General features: G+C 58.1%; 18 protein-coding genes. All 18 read right to left on the bottom strand.

Annotated elements, in window-relative coordinates; translation table 11 throughout:
* Positions 1–1,362: SpoIID/LytB domain-containing protein (locus HY868_05495; GenBank protein ID MBI5301572.1), on the bottom strand; the 1,362-nt coding region annotated here is incomplete at its 3' end.
* A gap of 10 nt (positions 1,363–1,372) precedes the next feature.
* Positions 1,373–2,191 carry a hypothetical protein gene (locus tag HY868_05490; GenBank protein MBI5301571.1) on the bottom strand — a complete coding sequence of 273 codons (819 nt, stop codon included), beginning with the start codon at positions 2,189–2,191 and terminating at the stop codon, positions 1,373–1,375.
* 117 nt (positions 2,192–2,308) lie between these two features.
* Entirely contained in the window at positions 2,309–3,658 is a 1,350-nt protein-coding gene (yqeC, locus tag HY868_05485; protein ID MBI5301570.1) for a putative selenium-dependent hydroxylase accessory protein YqeC, read from the bottom strand.
* Between the two features lie 178 nt (positions 3,659–3,836).
* Entirely contained in the window at positions 3,837–6,326 is a 2,490-nt protein-coding gene (locus tag HY868_05480) for a hypothetical protein (GenBank protein MBI5301569.1), read from the bottom strand.
* A 144-nt stretch (positions 6,327–6,470) separates the two neighbouring features.
* Positions 6,471–7,325 carry a metal ABC transporter permease gene (locus HY868_05475; protein MBI5301568.1) on the bottom strand — a complete coding sequence of 285 codons (855 nt, stop codon included), beginning with the start codon at positions 7,323–7,325 and terminating at the stop codon, positions 6,471–6,473.
* Complete coding sequence (locus HY868_05470; protein MBI5301567.1) at positions 7,322–7,759, bottom strand: DMT family transporter; 438 nt, start codon at positions 7,757–7,759, stop codon at positions 7,322–7,324. Before HY868_05470 ends, HY868_05475 begins: the two co-directional genes overlap by 4 nt.
* Positions 7,760–7,778: 19 nt before the next feature.
* Positions 7,779–8,558 (bottom strand): metal ABC transporter ATP-binding protein, encoded by a 780-nt coding sequence (locus HY868_05465; protein MBI5301566.1) that lies wholly within the window; start codon positions 8,556–8,558, stop codon positions 7,779–7,781.
* 104 nt (positions 8,559–8,662) lie between these two features.
* Complete coding sequence (locus HY868_05460; protein MBI5301565.1) at positions 8,663–10,033, bottom strand: zinc ABC transporter substrate-binding protein; 1,371 nt, start codon at positions 10,031–10,033, stop codon at positions 8,663–8,665.
* Between the two features lie 136 nt (positions 10,034–10,169).
* Complete coding sequence (locus HY868_05455) at positions 10,170–10,619, bottom strand: transcriptional repressor (GenBank protein ID MBI5301564.1); 450 nt, start codon at positions 10,617–10,619, stop codon at positions 10,170–10,172.
* A 105-nt stretch (positions 10,620–10,724) separates the two neighbouring features.
* A complete protein-coding gene (locus tag HY868_05450) occupies positions 10,725–11,495 on the bottom strand; it encodes a creatininase family protein (protein MBI5301563.1) in 771 nt (256 codons plus the stop codon).
* A gap of 60 nt (positions 11,496–11,555) precedes the next feature.
* Complete coding sequence (locus tag HY868_05445) at positions 11,556–11,966, bottom strand: hypothetical protein (protein ID MBI5301562.1); 411 nt, start codon at positions 11,964–11,966, stop codon at positions 11,556–11,558.
* A complete protein-coding gene (locus HY868_05440) occupies positions 11,959–12,582 on the bottom strand; it encodes a metallophosphoesterase family protein (GenBank protein ID MBI5301561.1) in 624 nt (207 codons plus the stop codon). The genes HY868_05445 and HY868_05440 overlap by 8 nt, the downstream gene beginning before the upstream one ends.
* 24 nt (positions 12,583–12,606) lie before the next feature.
* Complete coding sequence (gene rarD, locus HY868_05435) at positions 12,607–13,503, bottom strand: EamA family transporter RarD (protein ID MBI5301560.1); 897 nt, start codon at positions 13,501–13,503, stop codon at positions 12,607–12,609.
* Entirely contained in the window at positions 13,500–14,033 is a 534-nt protein-coding gene (locus HY868_05430; protein MBI5301559.1) for a DinB family protein, read from the bottom strand. Before HY868_05430 ends, rarD begins: the two co-directional genes overlap by 4 nt.
* A gap of 98 nt (positions 14,034–14,131) precedes the next feature.
* Positions 14,132–14,542, bottom strand: coding sequence for a GxxExxY protein (locus HY868_05425; GenBank protein MBI5301558.1), 411 nt, complete (start codon positions 14,540–14,542; stop codon positions 14,132–14,134).
* Between the two features lie 58 nt (positions 14,543–14,600).
* Positions 14,601–15,962: a M20/M25/M40 family metallo-hydrolase gene (locus HY868_05420; GenBank protein ID MBI5301557.1), complete on the bottom strand. Its 1,362-nt coding sequence runs from the start codon at positions 15,960–15,962 to the stop codon at positions 14,601–14,603.
* A 54-nt stretch (positions 15,963–16,016) separates the two neighbouring features.
* Complete coding sequence (locus tag HY868_05415) at positions 16,017–17,354, bottom strand: M20/M25/M40 family metallo-hydrolase (protein ID MBI5301556.1); 1,338 nt, start codon at positions 17,352–17,354, stop codon at positions 16,017–16,019.
* A 98-nt stretch (positions 17,355–17,452) separates the two neighbouring features.
* Positions 17,453–18,328 (bottom strand): ABC transporter permease, encoded by an 876-nt coding sequence (locus HY868_05410; GenBank protein ID MBI5301555.1) that lies wholly within the window; start codon positions 18,326–18,328, stop codon positions 17,453–17,455.
* Positions 18,329–18,361 lie beyond the last annotated feature (33 nt).

Raw genomic sequence — 18,361 nt, 5'->3', positions numbered from 1 at the left:
GGTCGGCTCGATAGGCGCGACCGGTTCGCTCGCGATGGGCGCGACCGGCGGCGTCGGCAAAATCAACGGCACGCGTGGTTCCTGGGTCGGCTCGAGAGGCGCGACCGGTTCGCTCGCGATGGGTGCGACCGGTGGTTGAATCGGCGCACGCGTGTCTGACGAGTCGGCTGGTTTTGGCGCTGGGGTAATCGGCGATTTGCGTCGCGCCACCGAGTCTGCTAGTTTCTGCGCGACCGTTTCACTCGGCGGTTCAATTTTCTTGCGCGTGACACTTGAGTCGGATGGTTTCGGCGCGGTGACTTGACTCGGTGTAATTTTTTTGCGCGTGACACCCGAGTCGGATGATTTCGGCGCGGCAGATTCACTCGGCGGCGCGATTTTCTTACGCGTGACACCCGAGTCGGATGATTTCAGCGCGCCAGGTTCGCTCGGCGGCGCAACATTTTTGCGCGTCACACTCGAATCGGATGATTTACGCGTGATTCTTTCCGGGGGCGGTTCTGCTGGGAGCATGGACTCGGGCGGAAGTGATTCCGGGGCGCGGCGACGCACGCGTAGCGGCGCGACTGGCTCGGATCTTTCGGGCGCTACCGCAGGAGTAGGTCGCGCGGCAGAGCGTGTCTCAGGAAGCAGTGGCGTGGCATGCGCGGGCTTGCGCATTTCCGGCGCGCTCGCCGGCGCGTGGCTTGGCGTGACTGGCTTGGGTTCGACGCGCGACTCTTCTTTTTTCCGGCGCATCCGAGAACGCGCTCCCGCTGGCACTACCGCAAGCATATCGGGAGTAGACGCGGATTCTTCGCTTTCCGCGCGCGCTGTTTGAACGATCGTCACCCCCTGATAATAGTGTTGCAGGATGCGGTCGAAAGCCGCGCCGCGTCGCGCCATCACAATCGCGCCGCGCTTGCACATCCCGACGCCGTGTCCACGCATCGCGAGAAAACCGCACGCACAATCTACCCCGCGCAAGTACGGCAGCGCCGGCATCAACATCTCTTCCGAATTCCGCGTATGTCCATCGCAATGTTCAAAGAAAAACGCGTTGATCAGTTTATCGTGATGGGTGAGCACCATGCCCCAGGTTTCGCTCACCGCGCGAAATACTTCGGGCGCGGTCACGGGATCAATGCGTTTCCATTTTTGGCAGTGCGAGGTCGTACAAACATCCGCGCCATGCTCCTGGTGCCGTTGCGTCGAAACGACATACGTGCGCGACGCGACTGCTTGCGCTTTCAACGCTTCGAGCGGCGCGGTCGCGCCAATTTCCGCGGCAACCGCGCCGGCAAGGTATGTTTCGATTTTCATTTCCTCGACGAAACCGGTCGGCATCAAGACACGAACTGAGTCGGGCAACATGATCGGCATAATCCATTTCCTACCTGATTTTAGAAATAATCCATTCCGCGTTCTGCAGGGCAATTCCACGCGCGCACAATTCGCCCAGCGTTTCGCGCGCCGCCTCGCGCGACCAACCGAACACGCGACCCAGCATCGGCGCGGACGTCGCGTACACGGTGGCGATGTATCGCCGCGCGATCATTCGCCGCGCTTGCTCCACGTCGAGTTTCTGCGCGTGCGCGGCTTGACGCGCGAACCAGCGCGCGGTGATTTCGAAAATCTGCGAGGTCCACGCGCCGCGTTCGTTCAGCGCGCCGACCGGCGAAACGACCAAGCGTTTTTGCAGTTCGTCCAACGCGCGGTGAAAATCGGCGCGCCGCACACCCGACGCTTCCGCCAACGCCATCGTCGGCGTCGGACCGAGCGCGGTGAGCGCATCGGCGACGCGTTTGGCATCGCGACTGAAATCGCCACGCGCATACGCGCGCGTCAAATCGTCCGGCGCGTTCACCGCCATGAGCGCCGGCAACATGGCGAGCGACACGAACGCCGGCTTGCCGTTTCCCAACACCTTACCGTAAAACGCGCGGCGCGTCGCCGGCAAATCATTTTTCCACACCCACACGCGCTCCGAATCCGCGTCCCAGTCTTCGATGTGCGCGTCGCGGCGACCCTTCACCGCTTCAAAGAGCGACGGCAATTCAATCGTCTGCGTCGAAGCGAACAGCCACGCAAAGCCGACGGCATCAATGAATTGCGCCGCGTGTTCCATCGTGCGAACGCGCCGCGTGGGGGTGCGCCGATAAAGCAGATCGCGTCGGCGTTCGATTTGTTCGAGCGTGATTGTCTTGGTCACAATAAAAAAACCAGCGCGGATTGGCTGGGGATGAAAACCGCGCGTATGCCGGGGTTGCCTCTCAATTGCAGAGGTCGTGCGGAATGAATATACCACGCCAACAAAGTGCTGTCAAACTTATTTCGATTCCGTTTCGAGTTGCGCGAAATCTGCCGGCGTGTCCACGTCAAAGCCAAGTCGCGCGTCGTCGAAATCCACGCGCGCGATTTCATCGCGATATAAATTCAGCACTTCGCGTCCACCCTGCTCGCCGGTCAATTGCAACAACGCGTCCATGTGTGTCCGGTCGAACAAGACCGGACTGCCGCGCTTGCCCGCGTAAAACGGCACGACGATGTGGGCGTCCGTTTCGTGGCGTCGCTGGATGATCTGCTCCAACACGCGCGGCGTCAGCAACGGTTGATCCGCGTTGACAAATAACACCGCGTCCACATACGGGGACACCGCGAGCAAGCCGGCGCGAATGCTCGATGCGTGCCCGCTTGCCCAGTTGGAATTGACGATTACTTGCGCGGGCGCGTCGTGAATCGCCAGACGAATTTCTTCGGCGTGCGCGCCGAGGACGACGATGATTTGTTGCGCCGGCGATTTCGCCGCGAGATCCACCGCGTTGCGAATCAACGGTTTGCCGCGCAAGGGGAGGAGTTGCTTGACGCGTCCTTCCATGCGCGTGCTCCCACCCGCGGCAAGCACGACGACCGCGACGCGGCGATGCGTTTCGCGAATCGGCTCCGGCATTTGCGCCGCGCCGAGCGCGACGGCGTTGATCGCGCCATAACCCAGCAACAAGCCCGCCAACGCGCGCGCCGCGTCGAGTTCCGCGGCACTCTCAACTTGGTTGACAAAGATGATCGCGCGCGCGTCACGCGGTTTATTTTTCAATCCGCCTTCCGCGTGCGCAAGCACGCGCGCAGCAATGTTCGGCGTGATCGTTTCGCCGAGATGCGCGCCAGCCAGCCGCGCGACGAGTTCCGCGCGATGCACGTGCTTGTCGTCGAGCGGCGCGCCAAGCACGCGCACGCCCATCACCGGAACCAGGAGCGTCGTCGAACCTGGGATGACCGGTTCGTGGTCGGCGGGCGCTTTGAACGAACGCGTCCGCGCGCCGTCCGCTTCGACGAGCACCGCGTCCACCGAGTCGAGCGCGATGAGTTCGTCCACGAACGCGGGCGGCACGCCGAGCGCCTTGCCGTCCTCAGTTTCCGCGCCGATCACCAACACGGACGATTTGGCGTCCAGCGCGTCGAGTACGCGCGCGCCAAATTCGAACGCGGCGTCGTACGTGAGCGCCTGCGGCGCGAGACGCCTCTGCGCGGCAAAGATGCGCGTCGTCGTCGTCGTGACGACGCGCTTGCCCTGCGCGACAAGTTCGTCGGCGAGACGAAACATCGCCGTGGTCTTACCGCCGCCGCCCACGAACGCGACGACCTCTTTGGTTTGGAGACGCAACGCTTCTCTAATTCGCATTTTCAATTTATGATGCATGATCTGCGATTTTCAATCCGTACTGTAACTACTCAGCCAACCCACATTTACGCCGATGAAAAAACAAATTTATCCGCGAATAACGCGAATTGCGCGAATAAGAAGAAAAAATTAGCGAAGATTCGCGTAATTCGCGGATAAAGGAACGATGGCTGAGTAGTTACTCCGTAATCGCAAATCCGAAATCCAAAATCACCTTGTCGTCTTTGCCGACCGATAAACGCGTCACGCTCGCCGGGTCGTACATGCCAACGACGAATGAGAACGAACCGCGCGCGTTTGGCGGAAGCGCGAGCGTGTGAACGTCCTTGACAACCTCGCGTGGATCCCAGATGGATGTGGGATAAATACCTTGCGCGGGTTGCGCGTCATTCTGCGCGATAATGTTGCCAGACGCATCAAGCAAATGGACGAACACCGTATAATTTTTTTCCGTCCGCGCAATGTCCTGCCAGTATAACACAACATTGACCGCGCGCGTCGTGCGATCTACGTTGACCGTATAGCGCGATAACTCGAACGCGTCGCCCACGCGCACATTCATCGGCGTCGCCGCGTCGAGTTCCGCTCCACTCGGCGCAGGGATCGGCACTTTGATGCGCGCGAGCGGCGCGTGCGCCAGGTGCAACGTCACCTCGCCGGTCGGCGATAAACGAAACACACTCGTCAAATCACCATCGGTGCGCCGAAACAAACCGAGACGCATTTCGTACACGCCCGGCGTTGCATTCGCCGGCACCGCTAGAAGCCACGCATCGCGCGCGACCAAGCCCGGCGACCAGCGTTGCAGTGGATACTTGTTATCGAACGGGTCGGCTTCAACCTGGTTGACTGCTACGCCATCGCGATTCACCAACTCGATGCGCCAACGCAACGTATCGCGCGGCGGATAGATGGACTCGACGTACGTGGTCAGTGTGATTGTCTCGCCCGGTGAGAATGTCGTGCGTGGCAAGTCGTAACCTAGCAGTTTAAACGTCGAACGAAACGTCCACTCGTCGCGAATGCTGGGTTGCGGTTTCGTCGCGCGCGGCGTTTCTTTTTCCAGGATCGCGCTCGCGCCATTTTGATACACGACACGCAGCGACGCGTCGCGCACCGCCGCCGCATCGCGCACAAACATCATCGGCGACCATCCTGGGTCATTCCGCCATTCCTCGAACGTTGCTGGACCCAGTTTCACTCCTGCCGGAATCCACTGAAACCATTCGTTCGGCAGAGTTTCGCCCCACAATCCAAACGCCAACCAGTACGCGCGCGTCGGATCGGGATCGCGATAATGGATTTGGTAGGTGTCGAGATTGTCTTTTGCCCATCGCGCGACCTGAATCTCCGATTCGGTGAACAACGTGTACGCTTGCGGCGGGCGAATCGTCAACACGAGCGCGCCGACGACGAACGTCATGGCGAGCATTGCCGCGCGTGGGAATCGCTCGACGCGCGGCGCGATGCGTTCGAGCAGGCGCGCGAGCGGCAACGTGGCGAACAGCGCGAGTGGAAACGCGAGAATGTAAAATGATTTGTCAATGCGATACGCTGAAATCGGAAAGAACGGTTGAATCGCCGCAAACGCCCCGAGTTGCAACAACCACGCGAGCAAAAACGCGACGAGCGTTTTACCAATCACGTTGCCGCGCCACGCGAACGAAATGCCGACCAGCACGAGCAATAAAAAAATCGGTCCGCCGAGCGTATCGAGCGAGGGATTCGCCACACCACCCTCCCCCACATCGCCGGTCGTCGAAACACTTGCTGTTTTGAATTGGAGGATACCGCCGCGTTCGAGCGCGACGCCGGCAAGTAGCATCAACGCGAGAAAAATCGCGAGCGCGATGAACGCGCGCCGCGACCGAAATCGCGCGAGCGTCACGAGCGCGAACAACGCGAGCGGCAGCGGCGCGAGGATCGGATACGTCACGACGACACCCAGCAATGCAACGCCGATGAGCGCGACCCAGAGCCAAGACGGTCGCTCGGCATAGCTCGCGGTGTACCACAACGCCGCGATGATGAAATAGTGCGCGAACGCTTGCGCGAAAAAATATTGTTCGCTCAAAATGATCCCGGCAAAATACGACCAGGGCACGAACAACAATGTTGGCGCGAGCAGCGCGACGATCTTGCCTGTTTTCGTCTTGGGTAACCACGCGCACGCGATCCCATACACCGCGCCCGCACTTGACGCGACAAACAGCGCGGCAGTCGGATGCAACACGCGCAACGGATCGGCAAAGAACCAATGCGCGAACGTCGCGGCGACGAACGCGCCGCCCGCCGGATACCAACTGACGAGTTTGCCTTCGGGGTACGAGAACATCACTTGGAGATAATGCCGCACGGCGTCGGATGAATGCGTCGGAGGGAGCAGCGTGGGCAATGCCGGCGCGACAAAGTACAGCCACACACCCACGATGACGAGGACAAAACCGGCGAACTCGAACGCGTCGCGCTCAAGCGTCACGCGTCCGCGCGCGAACCAGACCAGCGCGGTCATCCCGAATACGACGCCGAACAAGACGAGCCACGTATTCGACCGATAATCCGCGACCAGGTTTTGCAAATACCCGTTGAGCAAGATCAGCGCGAGAATCGCAAATACAAACGTGAAGCACGCAAACGAGGTGGAAAGAATCGGATGGGAGCGAGACATCGTTGACTATTCTAGTGCAGAACAGTCACGCGAGCAAATCAGCGCCAATCGAATCCGCCATACCCGAAACTGTTCGCGCCTTGGTCCAGCGCTTTGCTTGCGCGAACACGCGCGGTCTCGGCGATTCCGGAAACGCCAAGCGCTCTACAACGCGTGCCGAATGTACCGCCACACCACGCCGCGACTCGGCGCGAACAAGAACGCAACGAGGAAGATCATGGTCGCGATCAACACAACCGCCGCGCCGGACGCGACGTTGATGTAGAAACTCGCGTAGAGTCCGGCGATGCTGGAGAACGCGCCTATCGCCGCCGCGATGAACATCATCGGCGCGAGGCGACGCGTGAGCAAGTATGCCGTCGCCGCCGGGGTGACGAGCATCGCCGCGACCAACCCGACGCCGACGGTCTGCATCGAAACGACAATCGTCAATGCAAGGAGGATGAGCAAAACATTTCGCAACAATTCCGCCGGTAAGCGAATCGTCGCAGCGAGAACGGGGTCGAAGGAGATGACGAGAAATTCTTTGAACAACAGCGCAATCGTCGCGAGCACGATCACGGCGAGCGCTGCCGTCAGCAACAAATCGGTATCGCTCACGCCAAGCACGTTGCCGAACAAAATGTGCGACAAGTCCACCGCGTACGTTTTGATCGTACTGATGAGCGCGACGCCGAGCGCGAGCGCGCCGGCAAATAGAATGCCAATCGCGGTATCTTCTTTCACCGCGCCTTGCCGCGAGAGCAAACCGATCGCGAGCGCAACGATGATCGCGGCGACGAGCGCGCCGACGATCAACTCGCCTTTGAGCAAGTAGGCAATCGCAATGCCCGGCAATATCGCGTGCGCCATCGCGTCGCCCAGGAATGCCATCGAGCGCAGAACGACGTAACATCCGACGACCGCGCACAACACGCCGACGATGACGGATGCTAGCATTCCACGCTGCATAAACGTGTACGTGAGCGGGGTGATGAACCAGTCAAACAGCTCGATCATTTTGCAATCAAGTAACTGCCGGTCAACAAAGCGACGACACCCAGGATGCGCGCCGCATCAACTGGGTGAGCCGGAACATCCAACCAGCCGAAGTGATCAATCACAATGCCAACCAAGAGTTGCCCGACAATGATCAGCGCCACCGTCATTGTACTACCCAGACGCGGCAGAGTGATATTGATCGTTTGATACAGAATCACGCCAAAGATTCCCGCGCCCAGCATATACCAGGGCAAAGTTTGCCAATCGCGAATTTTCTCGCCACCGCGTAGAATCAACAGCGCGCCCGAAAGAATCATTCCGCTCAGATGCACAAAGAAACTGCCGGCAGTTCCACCGATCCGTTGTCCCATCGCGCCAGCAATCGGCGCTTGCATACCGACTGCCACGCCGCCAATCAAACCGATGAGCACGATCATCCCCAAGTCAAGCATACCTACCTCAGCCGATTTCCTAGATTCCCAACAATTCATCGTGCGGGCAACAATCGTCTACAACCGCGATGCCTTCGAGTTGCATCACGCGCGTACCAAATGCCTGGGTGAGATTCGCCGCCGTCAAGATTTCGCGCGGCGCGCCAAACGCGATCCGCTGCCGATTCAACAAGAGCACTTGATCGAAACGCGACGCGGCGAGATTGAGGTCGTGGGTCGAAACCATCACGGTGACGCTTTGCTCGCGCAGCTGATCGAGCAGAGCGAGCGTGGCTTCCTGGGTCGCGGCGTCCACGCCGGTGAACGGTTCGTCCATCAGCAAGATGTGCGGCTCTTGCGCGAGCGCGCGCGCGAGGAACACGCGTTGCTGCTGTCCGCCGGACAAATCGCCGATGGGCTGGGTTGCGAGATGCGGAATGTTCATCTGCTCCAGCGCGCGCGCGACGGCGGCATGGTCGCGTTTGCCTGGGCGACGCAACCATCCCAATTGACCAAATCGTCCCATCATCGCGACATCGGCGACCGTCACTGGAAAGCGCCAGTCCACCTCTTCGCGTTGCGGCACGTACGCGACACAATCGAGATGATGACCGAGCGACAAACCGTGAATCATCACGCGCCCCGCGCGCAACGGCAACAATCCAACGAGCGCCTTGAACAGCGTGGATTTGCCCGCGCCGTTCGGTCCGACAACCGCGACGCGCGTGCCATGCGGAACGCGGAACGACACGTCGCGCAAAACCGGTGTGCCGTTGTACGCGACCGTGATGTTTTCGATTTCGAGATGCGCGGGAGACACAGGCAATTCGGTCATTAAAATCGTTTCTCCCACGAAGAGCACAAAGGACACGAATTTTTTATATTATTTTTCGTGATCTTCGTGCCCGTCGTGGGCAAAAAAATTTATTTGAGCGAGTCCACGATCAACTTGACATTGAACTGCATCATCGCGAGATAGTTCGGCGCGGTGCCGTTCGCATCGGTGATCGAATGCGTGTGCAGCCCGGCTACGACCTTAGCGCCGGTCTCTTTCGCGATTTGTTGCGCGAGTTGCGGACTCGTGCTCGCTTCGAGAAAGATCGCTTTGGCTCGCGCGGCTTTGATTTGCTGAACGAGCCGCGCGACCTGTTGCGCGGACGGCGACGCGCCGGTGCTGACACTCGGCACGATCATGCCGACGACGCGAAATCCGTAGCGGTCGGCAAAGTAGCCAAACGTATCGTGATCCGTCACCAACAAACGGCGCTCCACCGGCAACACCTTGACTTGCTCGGCAATGGATTGATCGAGTTGCTTTAGTTTCGCGATGTACGCGGTTGCGTTCGTCGCATACGTTGGCGCGCCCGCGGGGTCCGCTTTGCTCAACCCATCGCGAATGTTTTCGACGTACTGCACGACGTAATTCGGGTCGAACCAAAAATGCGGGTCGCCCGCGTGTTGATGCCCACCGAGCGAACCAATCGCAAGGCGCGCCTTGTCGGTTTTGAAACCGGTCAACGCGAGGACGTACTCGGTGTCATGTTCGAGTTCGACGATGTTGCCCTGCACAAGTCCGCCACACTTGAGCGCGACCGATTTCTCGATGGCGAGTTTCTGGTTGTCCTTCGCCGCGCTGATCGCGATTTTGCCGGCGGCAATCGCAATGTGATTGTCGCCTTCGTCGTGCGCTTTGAATTTAACATAGCCGGCGAATGTGCCATCCGCTTGCTTGGTCAGCGCAACATCGAACGCACCTTCTTGCGCCGGCAAAGCGGTAGCATTGTTCGCAGCTTTGCCGGACAATGCGGCTTGCGGTTTCTCGTTGCCCACGTTCGCGCAAATCGCGTCCGCGATGTCCGCATCCGACATCGCCGGCGATTCGCTCTCTTTCGGCTTGCGACTCGTCAACCCAGTCGCCGCTTCGATCAAGGTGCGCGAGCCGCCGGCGTTTTTGAGTAACTTGTCGAGAAAATCCTCAAACCCCGCGCCGTTGGCGATGAGAATGTTGCTATCGGCGACGCGTTTAACATCGTTCGGCGTCGGTTCGAACGCGTGCGGATCAACGCCAATCGGCAAGAGCGCGCTCACCTTGACGCGCTCTCCCGCGACGTTCTGTGCGATGTCGGCAATAAAGGTTTCGGTCGCCAAGACGTTGAGATTCGATTTCGCACTGGTAGGTGTCGGCGCAACGACGGGAACCACCGTCACTGGCGCACTCGTCGGCGTCGCAGGCGTCGCGCATCCCACAAGCGCGAGCATCACGACGAGCGCGAACAAATGAAACGAGCGGAACATGAGCAGTCGCCTCCTCAAGTGTGATTTGCTCGCGCCCCGCTCTGTGATATAATCACATCCGCAGAGGCACAAGCGATTGAACAGATGGCTTGGTCTCTAGCACGTGCGCGCGCGAGGTCACAACTCGCGCGCGTTTTTATTTTCGCCGCGCGCGCAAGGCGCGCGTTTTGTTTTGGCAACTCGGACAGCGCCCCATCAACTCCAACACATGCACTTGAATTTCGTACCCGGTGCGCGCTTGCAGCGAACGCACGAGCGCGTCCAAATCGCAATCCGCAAATTCCTCCGCGCGACCACACACCGAACAAACGAGGTGATGTCCATGCGGGCGCGCGGTGGGCGCGTAACTGTGGCATCCCTCTTCGAGATGAATCCGCTGAATGTAACCCAGCTCGACGAGCAAGTCGAGCGTGCGATACACCGTCGTCAATCCGAGATTGGGATAGCGCGTTTTGGCTTGGCGATAAATGTCGGCGGGCGTGAGGTGATGACTTGCTTGCGTGATAATGTCGAGCACGGCTTGGCGCGAGCGCGTGAGTTTGCGATGGTTTTGCCGCAGTCCCGCGGCGAAGGGTGTCGTGGTCATCGTTACCTAAATGAAAATCGTTTTCAGTTAGAAATTATAGCCATTTTCGCGCGATTGTCAATCAAAAAAACGTAGGACAAGATTTTTGTCCCGTCCTACGCAATATCAATCTGTTCTGTTCTTGTCCATGAAATCAATCAGGAATTCGGTGGCTTTGCTCAACGCGGCGTCAATGACCTCTTTGCCGAATTCTTCGGTCGCCAGAGTCGCGTCGCCGAGCGCGCCGTTCGCGGTGATTTCGTCGAAGGTGTACGGCACGATGATGCCGCCGTTATTCCCTTTGCCAAGAAATTTGTACGGATAACCTTTGACCGCGCCGCGCGTGATGCGGTCGCGCTTGACGACGTGCGGTGCGAGATACATCGCTTGCGATGTCTCACCTTCGCACGCGTGCCCGGTGATTTCCGATTTGACGCGCCCACGTTTCACATCCGCCGCGAGCGCGGTAAAGCTCGACCAGGCGATATGCACGCCCAGTTCGTGGCGCAGTTTCACTCCCATCACTTCGAGCGAGGGTCGGTTGCCGCCGTGACCATTCACAAAAAAAAATTGCTTGACGCCGTGCTCGCGCAAACTCCACACGATGTCGTAGATGAGCGCGTGGAACGTTTCGGCGCGCAGGGTGATCGTGCCGGGAAACGCCATGTGATGAAACGATACGCCGAAGGAAATCGGCGGTGCGAGAATCACGCGGGGATGCAATCGCTCGGCGAGCAATTTGCCGAACGCGACCGCACGCGCCGTGTCCACCTCGAACGTCATGTGCGGACCGTGCTGCTCGAACGAGCCAGTCGGAATAATCGCGAGTTCAACTTTTTCAAGCGCGTCGCGCGCGTCTTCCCAGGTCATTTGCGAGAGAATCAATGATTTAGCCATCGTGCTCCTTGTAGAGTGAAACTTAAAACGTGGTACGTATTGCGTATTGCGTATTGCGTTTCAATTTTCTTTTTCGACAATCAAATAGACACACCCCATCGCGATAAAACTGATGGCATCAAACACGGTAAAGCGTAACGCGGTAGTCCAGGGAATCGGATGTCCGGCTGGCAATGACAGCGCAAGCCAAGTTTCGCCAACGACGGCGATGATCTGTTGGATCAGGATCACTCGAAACAAGGTGCGCTGCGCGAGCGGATCAACCAAGACTGGCGGATAGGTCGCGTTCCACATCAGAAAGAGAATGCCGAACGATTGAACGACGAGCCGACCGGGCAATCCTTCGAGTTCGAACGCGCCGGTGTACGATCCTGGGTCGAGGATGAACGAGAGCGCGCACCACACATTGACCGCGAACACCACGCCGACAATGATGCGGGCGAACCAGGTTACTCGAACGCGGCTAGTCATTGTATGGAATCTGATGTTGCTGCACAATCCATCGCCCGTCGTATTCCAAAAGTGTGATTGCGCTCAAACCATTCCCGATGCCTACGCCCGCCACATTGATCAGCAGTTTTCCATCCAAGGCGATGACGTGATGACCATGATAGTGTCCGTAGACAACCACTTTTGCATCCAAAGGTCCGTACACTTGCCGCAGTCTCGCGGACGGCGTCGTCGGTTCACAAGTCCGACTCCACACATTGTTTGGCGCGGCGTGACACAAAAAGATTTTGCGATGCGGCGCGATTTCAATCGTTTCTTGGATCGGCAAATCGCGAAGCAGGTCTAAATGAGCGGCGGATAAATTCGTGTGACACCATTCCACGTTTCGGCGAACCCTGGCTGGGTCAGTGGTTTGGTCGGCAAACGCATCAACATCAAACAACGCCTCTTCAGCATTGCCACGAATCAGATGCGCGTCGTAGCGAACGAGCAAATCCAGAACCTGGTCTGTGCCTACACCGCCTCGGATGTCGCCCAAAACATAGAGTGCGTCAAAACCCAGCTTCGTCAAATGAGTCAGTGCGGCTACCAGTCCCGCACTATTGCCATGAATGTCGGAGATCAATGCAAATCGCATGCGCCCTCTTTTGCCATGCGACAACTACTCCGCGACCGCGACAACCGCGGTGGACTGGGTGCGATGGGTAAGGAATCCTTCGACCGCAAAAATGATGAGCGAGACCCAAACCATCCCAAAACCGATGAACTGGGTTTGCGTGAACGGTTCGCCAAACATCAACACGCCGAGCAAGAATTGTAGCGTTGGCGCAATGTACTGCAGAATGCCCATCATCGAAAGCGGAATGCGCCGCGCGGCAGAAGCGAACAACAAGAGTGGAATCGTCGTTACCAGACCCGCGCCAATCATCAACGAATCCGCAATCGCGCCGGTGTGAAGAAACGCGCCTTGCCCGCTCACGTCCGCATACGTCAGCCACAGCAACGCCGGCACGAACAAGAGACTCGTCTCCAACGCTAACCCGTGAAGTGAATTGAGCGGCGCGGTTTTTTTGACGAGTCCGTAGAATCCAAAGGTCAGCGCAAGCGACAACGCGATCCAAGGCGGTGAACCATACATCACCGTCAAGTACACCACTCCAAGCGTTGCCAACGCCACCGGTAGCCACTGCCACGCGCGCAACCGTTCGCGCAAAAGAATCACACCCAACAACACATTGACGAGTGGATTGATGAAATAGCCCAGACTCGATTCGACGACAAAGCCGCTGGCGATTGCCCACAAATAGATCAACCAATTGACGCCGAGGATCACTGCCGCGACGAGATAGACGCCGAGCACGCGCCGGTTGGACGCGGACCGGCGAAATGCGCGCCACTGGCGCGTGAGGAAAATATACGCAATGAGAATCACGCATGACCAAACCAGGCGATGGCTCATCAGTTGAGGCGCGGGTACATAACCGAGCCATTTCCAATACGCCGGGAACAAGCCCCAGATGCTGTATGCGCCAATCGCGTACCAGATGCCTCGGTTCATTTCGCTTTCCTGCGCGATGCAAGCGGTTCCGGCGCGTAGGGCGCTTGACCATCCAGGTTCCCGACGAATTGCGGCAGGCGCGTGTGTCCCAGGTTTTGGCGAATCGCCATGCTCTCGCCGATGTGATACCAGTAGTGATAGATCGTTCGTTGCACGAGCGATCCGAAAAGATACCGGCTGGGCTTGCCATTCTTGATCACCCGCTCCAACATCTTCTCGGTCGTGAGCGAATCGAGAAAGACATCCGCCGCTTTGGTGATCTTGTTCCACGCTTTCCATGTTTCGGCGAGCGCGGGCGTGCTTGCCGGCGCGCCGTACGCGAACAACTCGTTCATCTCCGGCAGAAGCAGTTTACCTTGTCCGTAAAACACAAAGTATCTCTGCTCTTGCCAAGCCAGGTGTCCGATGTTCCAACTGATGCAGTTCATCGGCAAGAATCGTTGACGCGCCTCGTCATCGCTCAGACCTTTGAGCGCGCGTCTGAATTCGCTCCGCGTAAAGCGCAGTTGAAGTACGAGTGGGTGGGGCATAAAGTTACTCCTCGGACAAAAAGATTTGGATCGCGAAAACAACGAAAGTTACGAAAACCGCGAAAAGAAAACCGCGCACACCTTTCACGGATTTCATGTTATCTCGCGGTCTCAGGTGGCGTATTTACAAAACGACGCGGACGCAAGGGCTTTTCGCCGAAGTTGACGGGCAAGTCAAGTTTTTGATTCGCTTTGGTGATATAGAGCAAACATTGCTCTGCATCGTCCGGGCGAATTGCTTGCGCCGCTTTGGATTCCAAGAGCAATTCGTCGCGTTCATCCCAGCATTTGAAATCAACGCGGCGTTTGGTCACAATGATACCGGCATACACAATCGGAATCTCAACTTCGCGCGCGCACTGGACGCCGAACTGGGGCAAGGCGAGTTCGAGTGCGCGTTGATAATCCACTTCCATACAGTGCAAACCCAGTTGCTTTTGCACATCAATACACACGCCAATCACCTTGTACGACAGCGGTTCAAATTGATGCTTGGATGGTTGCGGCATGGCATGCAAATCCTTTCGCGGTTTTCACACGCTTTCGCGAGTTTCGCGATCCAACGTCTTACTCGAATCTCCACTTGCCTTGTGCTTTGAGCGCGTCTTGCAATTCTTGCGCGATCAGAATTTGTTTGATCTCGTCCGGCGTGCGATGGCGCGGGTACGCGCGGTCGTCCTGCGCGACACGCAACAATACGCGCGCGGCAACCATCGCACACTCGTGCATATCGCGCTCGTTCACCTTGTCGAGCGTGTCCATCGGCGTGTGACCGAAACCACGACCCATCGCGCGGTCGCTCGGTTTGGCAAGCATCATCACGGCGGGCACGCCTTCCATGAAAAATGGAAAATGATCGGACGCGGTTTCGATTTTCTCGCGCAAGCGCAACGCATAGCGCGTGTCTTGCGCGACATTCTTCAAAAATGTTTCCACATCGTCCAGCCCGCTAAAGGTAAACCCTTTCGGTCCGTCGCCCACACCGCTATCGAGATTCATCATGAACGCGACGTTCTTCATCTCGTCGCGATGTTGCTTGACGTACTCGGTCGAGCCGAGCACGCCGAGTTCCTCGCACGCGAACGCGATAAAGCGAATCGTGCGTTTGAGTTGACCCGCGAGCGGCGCGAACAAGCGCGCGAGTTCGAGCACGAGGCACGTGCCGGTCGCATCGTCGTTCGCACCTTGCGAAATGTCGTGCCCGTCGTAATGCGCGCCGACGACGATCACCTCGTCCGTTGTTCCCGGCACCTCGCCAATGACGTGATACGCGGTCGTCGGACGCGATTCGTTCTGCGCGTCCAGCGTAACCACCGTTTCGCCTTTGCCGATCAATCGCTTGAGCGCCGACCCCGTTTCAAATGAGACGGCAATCGCCGGGATTTCGCCGAGACGTCCGGCGCGTAACGACCCGGTTTCCGGCAAACCGCCCGGCAAATGGCGCGCGTAGATGAAACCAACCGCGCCCGCGTCTACCGCCCAGCCGTACTTTTCGCGGCGATGCGGTGCGCGTCCATCTTCCGGATTCGCGCTCGAACACACGACGATTTTTCCGGCGAGCATCCCTTTTTTCGCGGCGTACTCCTTTTCCGTACCCATGCCCACGTCTACAATCGGCGCGGTGATGCCATTCGCCGGTGTCGAAGGCGAATACACCAGCGAGATCGCGTCGAATGTGCGCGCGGTGGGTGAGGTGACACACAACGCGCACGTACCGCGCCACCAACCCAGGTAGTCGAACGGTTCGAGGCAGACACGTTTCAAACCGTACTGATGAAATTTTTCCTGAATGAAATCGCGCGCTTGCGCTTCACTCGGCGAGCCGGCAAAGCGGCTACCAAAATCGCACAGCGTTTCCAGGTTGGCATAGAGGTCGCGACTCGTCCAGGCATTGGCGATGAGTTGTTTGTCGAAGGTACTAATGTCCATGAGTTCTCCGGAAATGTAAAGGGTAGAGGGTAATTGGTAATTACTATTTACCAATTACCAACTACCTGATGCACAGAATCGCGCAACCACATCCCACAACACACGCGCACCGAATTCGAGATTCGCCACGCTGACACGCTCGTTGTGGTTGTGCGCGAGACCGGTCATATCGGGACCTTCGTAGCGCATCGGCACAAAGCCGAGCACCTTGGTTCCCAGTGTCGTCAGACTCTTCGCGTCCGTACCACCGGTGATGAGACCTGGGACAAGCGTCGCGCCTGGTTCGTGTTCTTCGACGACGCGACGAATCGTCTCAAACAGTGGCGAGTCTGGATCGGATTCGAGCGCGGGCGAGAACGGCGTGAATTCGAGTTCGATGTCGTTGCCAAGCACCGCGCGCAATTCCTGTTCGAGCGATTCGGGCGTCGTGCTGGGCAAAACGCGACAATCCACCTGGCATTCTGCTTCCCCGGGAATCACATTGATTTTCGACCCGGCTTTGAGAATCGTCGGTACGGCGGTGTTGTGGAGCGCGGCATTCAAGCGGCGCTTTTGCGTTTCGGGCAACGGCAATGCCGCGAGCGATTGCGCGTTCGTCCGCTCGTCAAGCAAGCCGAGCAAATTGGCGCGCGTCGCGCCATCCACGCCGCGCGCCATCGCTTCGATGTGACCGCGCGCAGATTTGCATACACGCAACGGCAACGGCGTTTCGATCAGTTTCGTGAGTGCGCGCGCCAAGTACAAAATCGAATGGTCTTGGTGCGGTTGCGAGGCGTGACCCGGTTTGCCACGCGTGCGAATCGTAAAACGCGCGGAACCTTTTTCGGCAGTCGAGCAAACGTAAAACACCTTGTCGTCGAGCACGATACTCGTCGGTCCGCCTTCGTTGATCGCGTACTCGGCGCGAATCAAATCCGGATGATGCGCCGCCATCCACCCCGCGCCCATCCGCCCGCCGACTTCTTCGTCGGCGTTCGCCATGAAAATCAAATCGCGTTTCAGCGGAATGCTGTTGCGCTTGGCGAGCAGGAACACCATCAATTCCATCGCGACCATTTGCTTCATGTCCGTCGCGCCGCGTCCCCACACAATCCCGTCCACCAAATCGCCGGAGAAGGGCGCGCGATGCCACTTGTCGGCTTCAGCGGTCACGACATCCACATGTCCCATCAAAAGCAGCGGCGGTAGTGAGCCATCGCCTTGCAATCGCGCGACGAGATTGCCGCGTCCCGGCGCAGACTCGAATACCTGGGATTCAACGCCATCGCGATTGAGCACACGCGCGATATGCTCAATGCACGGCGTCTCGTTGCCGGGTAGATTCGTCGTGTCAAAGCGGATCAGGTCTTGCAAGAGCGTGGTTGTTTCGTGAACGATGGTTTGCCAATTCATAGTTTCTCCATTTTTAATTCAAGTAAACAAGTAGACAAGTAAAACAGGTAGACAAGTCGTCTCCTGTCTACCTGTTTACCGGTCTCCCTATCTATGTGTCATTCTACATGATGCGGATCGAGCGCGTCGCGCAGTCCATCGCCGATGTAGTTGAGCGAGAGCACGGTGAACAAAATCGCGAGACCAGGAAAGATGGCAGTCCAGGGTGCGTAGGTCATTTGTGCTTGCGCGTTCTTGAGCATGTTGCCCCAGGTCGCGGTCGGCGGTTGCACGCCAAAGCCGAGAAAACTGAGCGTGGATTCAGTGATGATCGCCGCGCCAACGCGCAGCGTCGCGGCGACGATGATCGGACTGGCGGCGTTGGGCAAGATGTGGCGCAGGATGATGCGAAAGTTGCGCGCGCCGGACATTTTCGCCGCCTCGACGAACTCTTTCGCCTTGAGCGACAGGAACTGCCCGCGCACCAAGCGCGCGACGGGGGGCCACACGAGAATGCCGATGATAATGATGATCGGCATGGGTCCGCCGCTGATAGCGGGGTTGTTCGTACTGCGAAGCAGTTGCGCGAAAATCAACAGCAGGAACAATTGCGGAATCGAAAGCATAAAATCGGTGAAGCGCATCAAAACATTATCAATATTCCCGCCGTAAAATCCCGCGATGGATCCAATCAGCGTTCCAATTGTAATCGCGATCAACATCGTCGCAACGCCGATCAGAATCGAAATGCGCCCACCATCCCACAGACGAATGAACATATCGCGACCCAACTCGTCGGTGCCAAAGATGTGTTCGGCGGTCGGCGCTTCGCGCATGACGTCAAGATGCGTTTTGCCGGGATCGTAGTTGGTGAGGAACGGAACGACAATGCACAGCACAACGAAGGTCGCGATGACGATCAGCCCGGCGAGCGCGGGCTTGTGCTTACGAAAACGCCGCCAGATCAGCGCGCGCATGGATTCTTGCGGGCGCATGCGCGAGGACCAGTCTAAACTGATGGCGGTTGA

The sequence above is a fragment of the Chloroflexota bacterium genome (assembly GCA_016219275.1).
Classification (GTDB): domain Bacteria; phylum Chloroflexota; class Anaerolineae; order UBA4142; family UBA4142; genus JACRBM01.
Note: the sequence above shows the minus strand (reverse complement) of the source record. Positions and strands in the feature narration are given on the sequence as shown.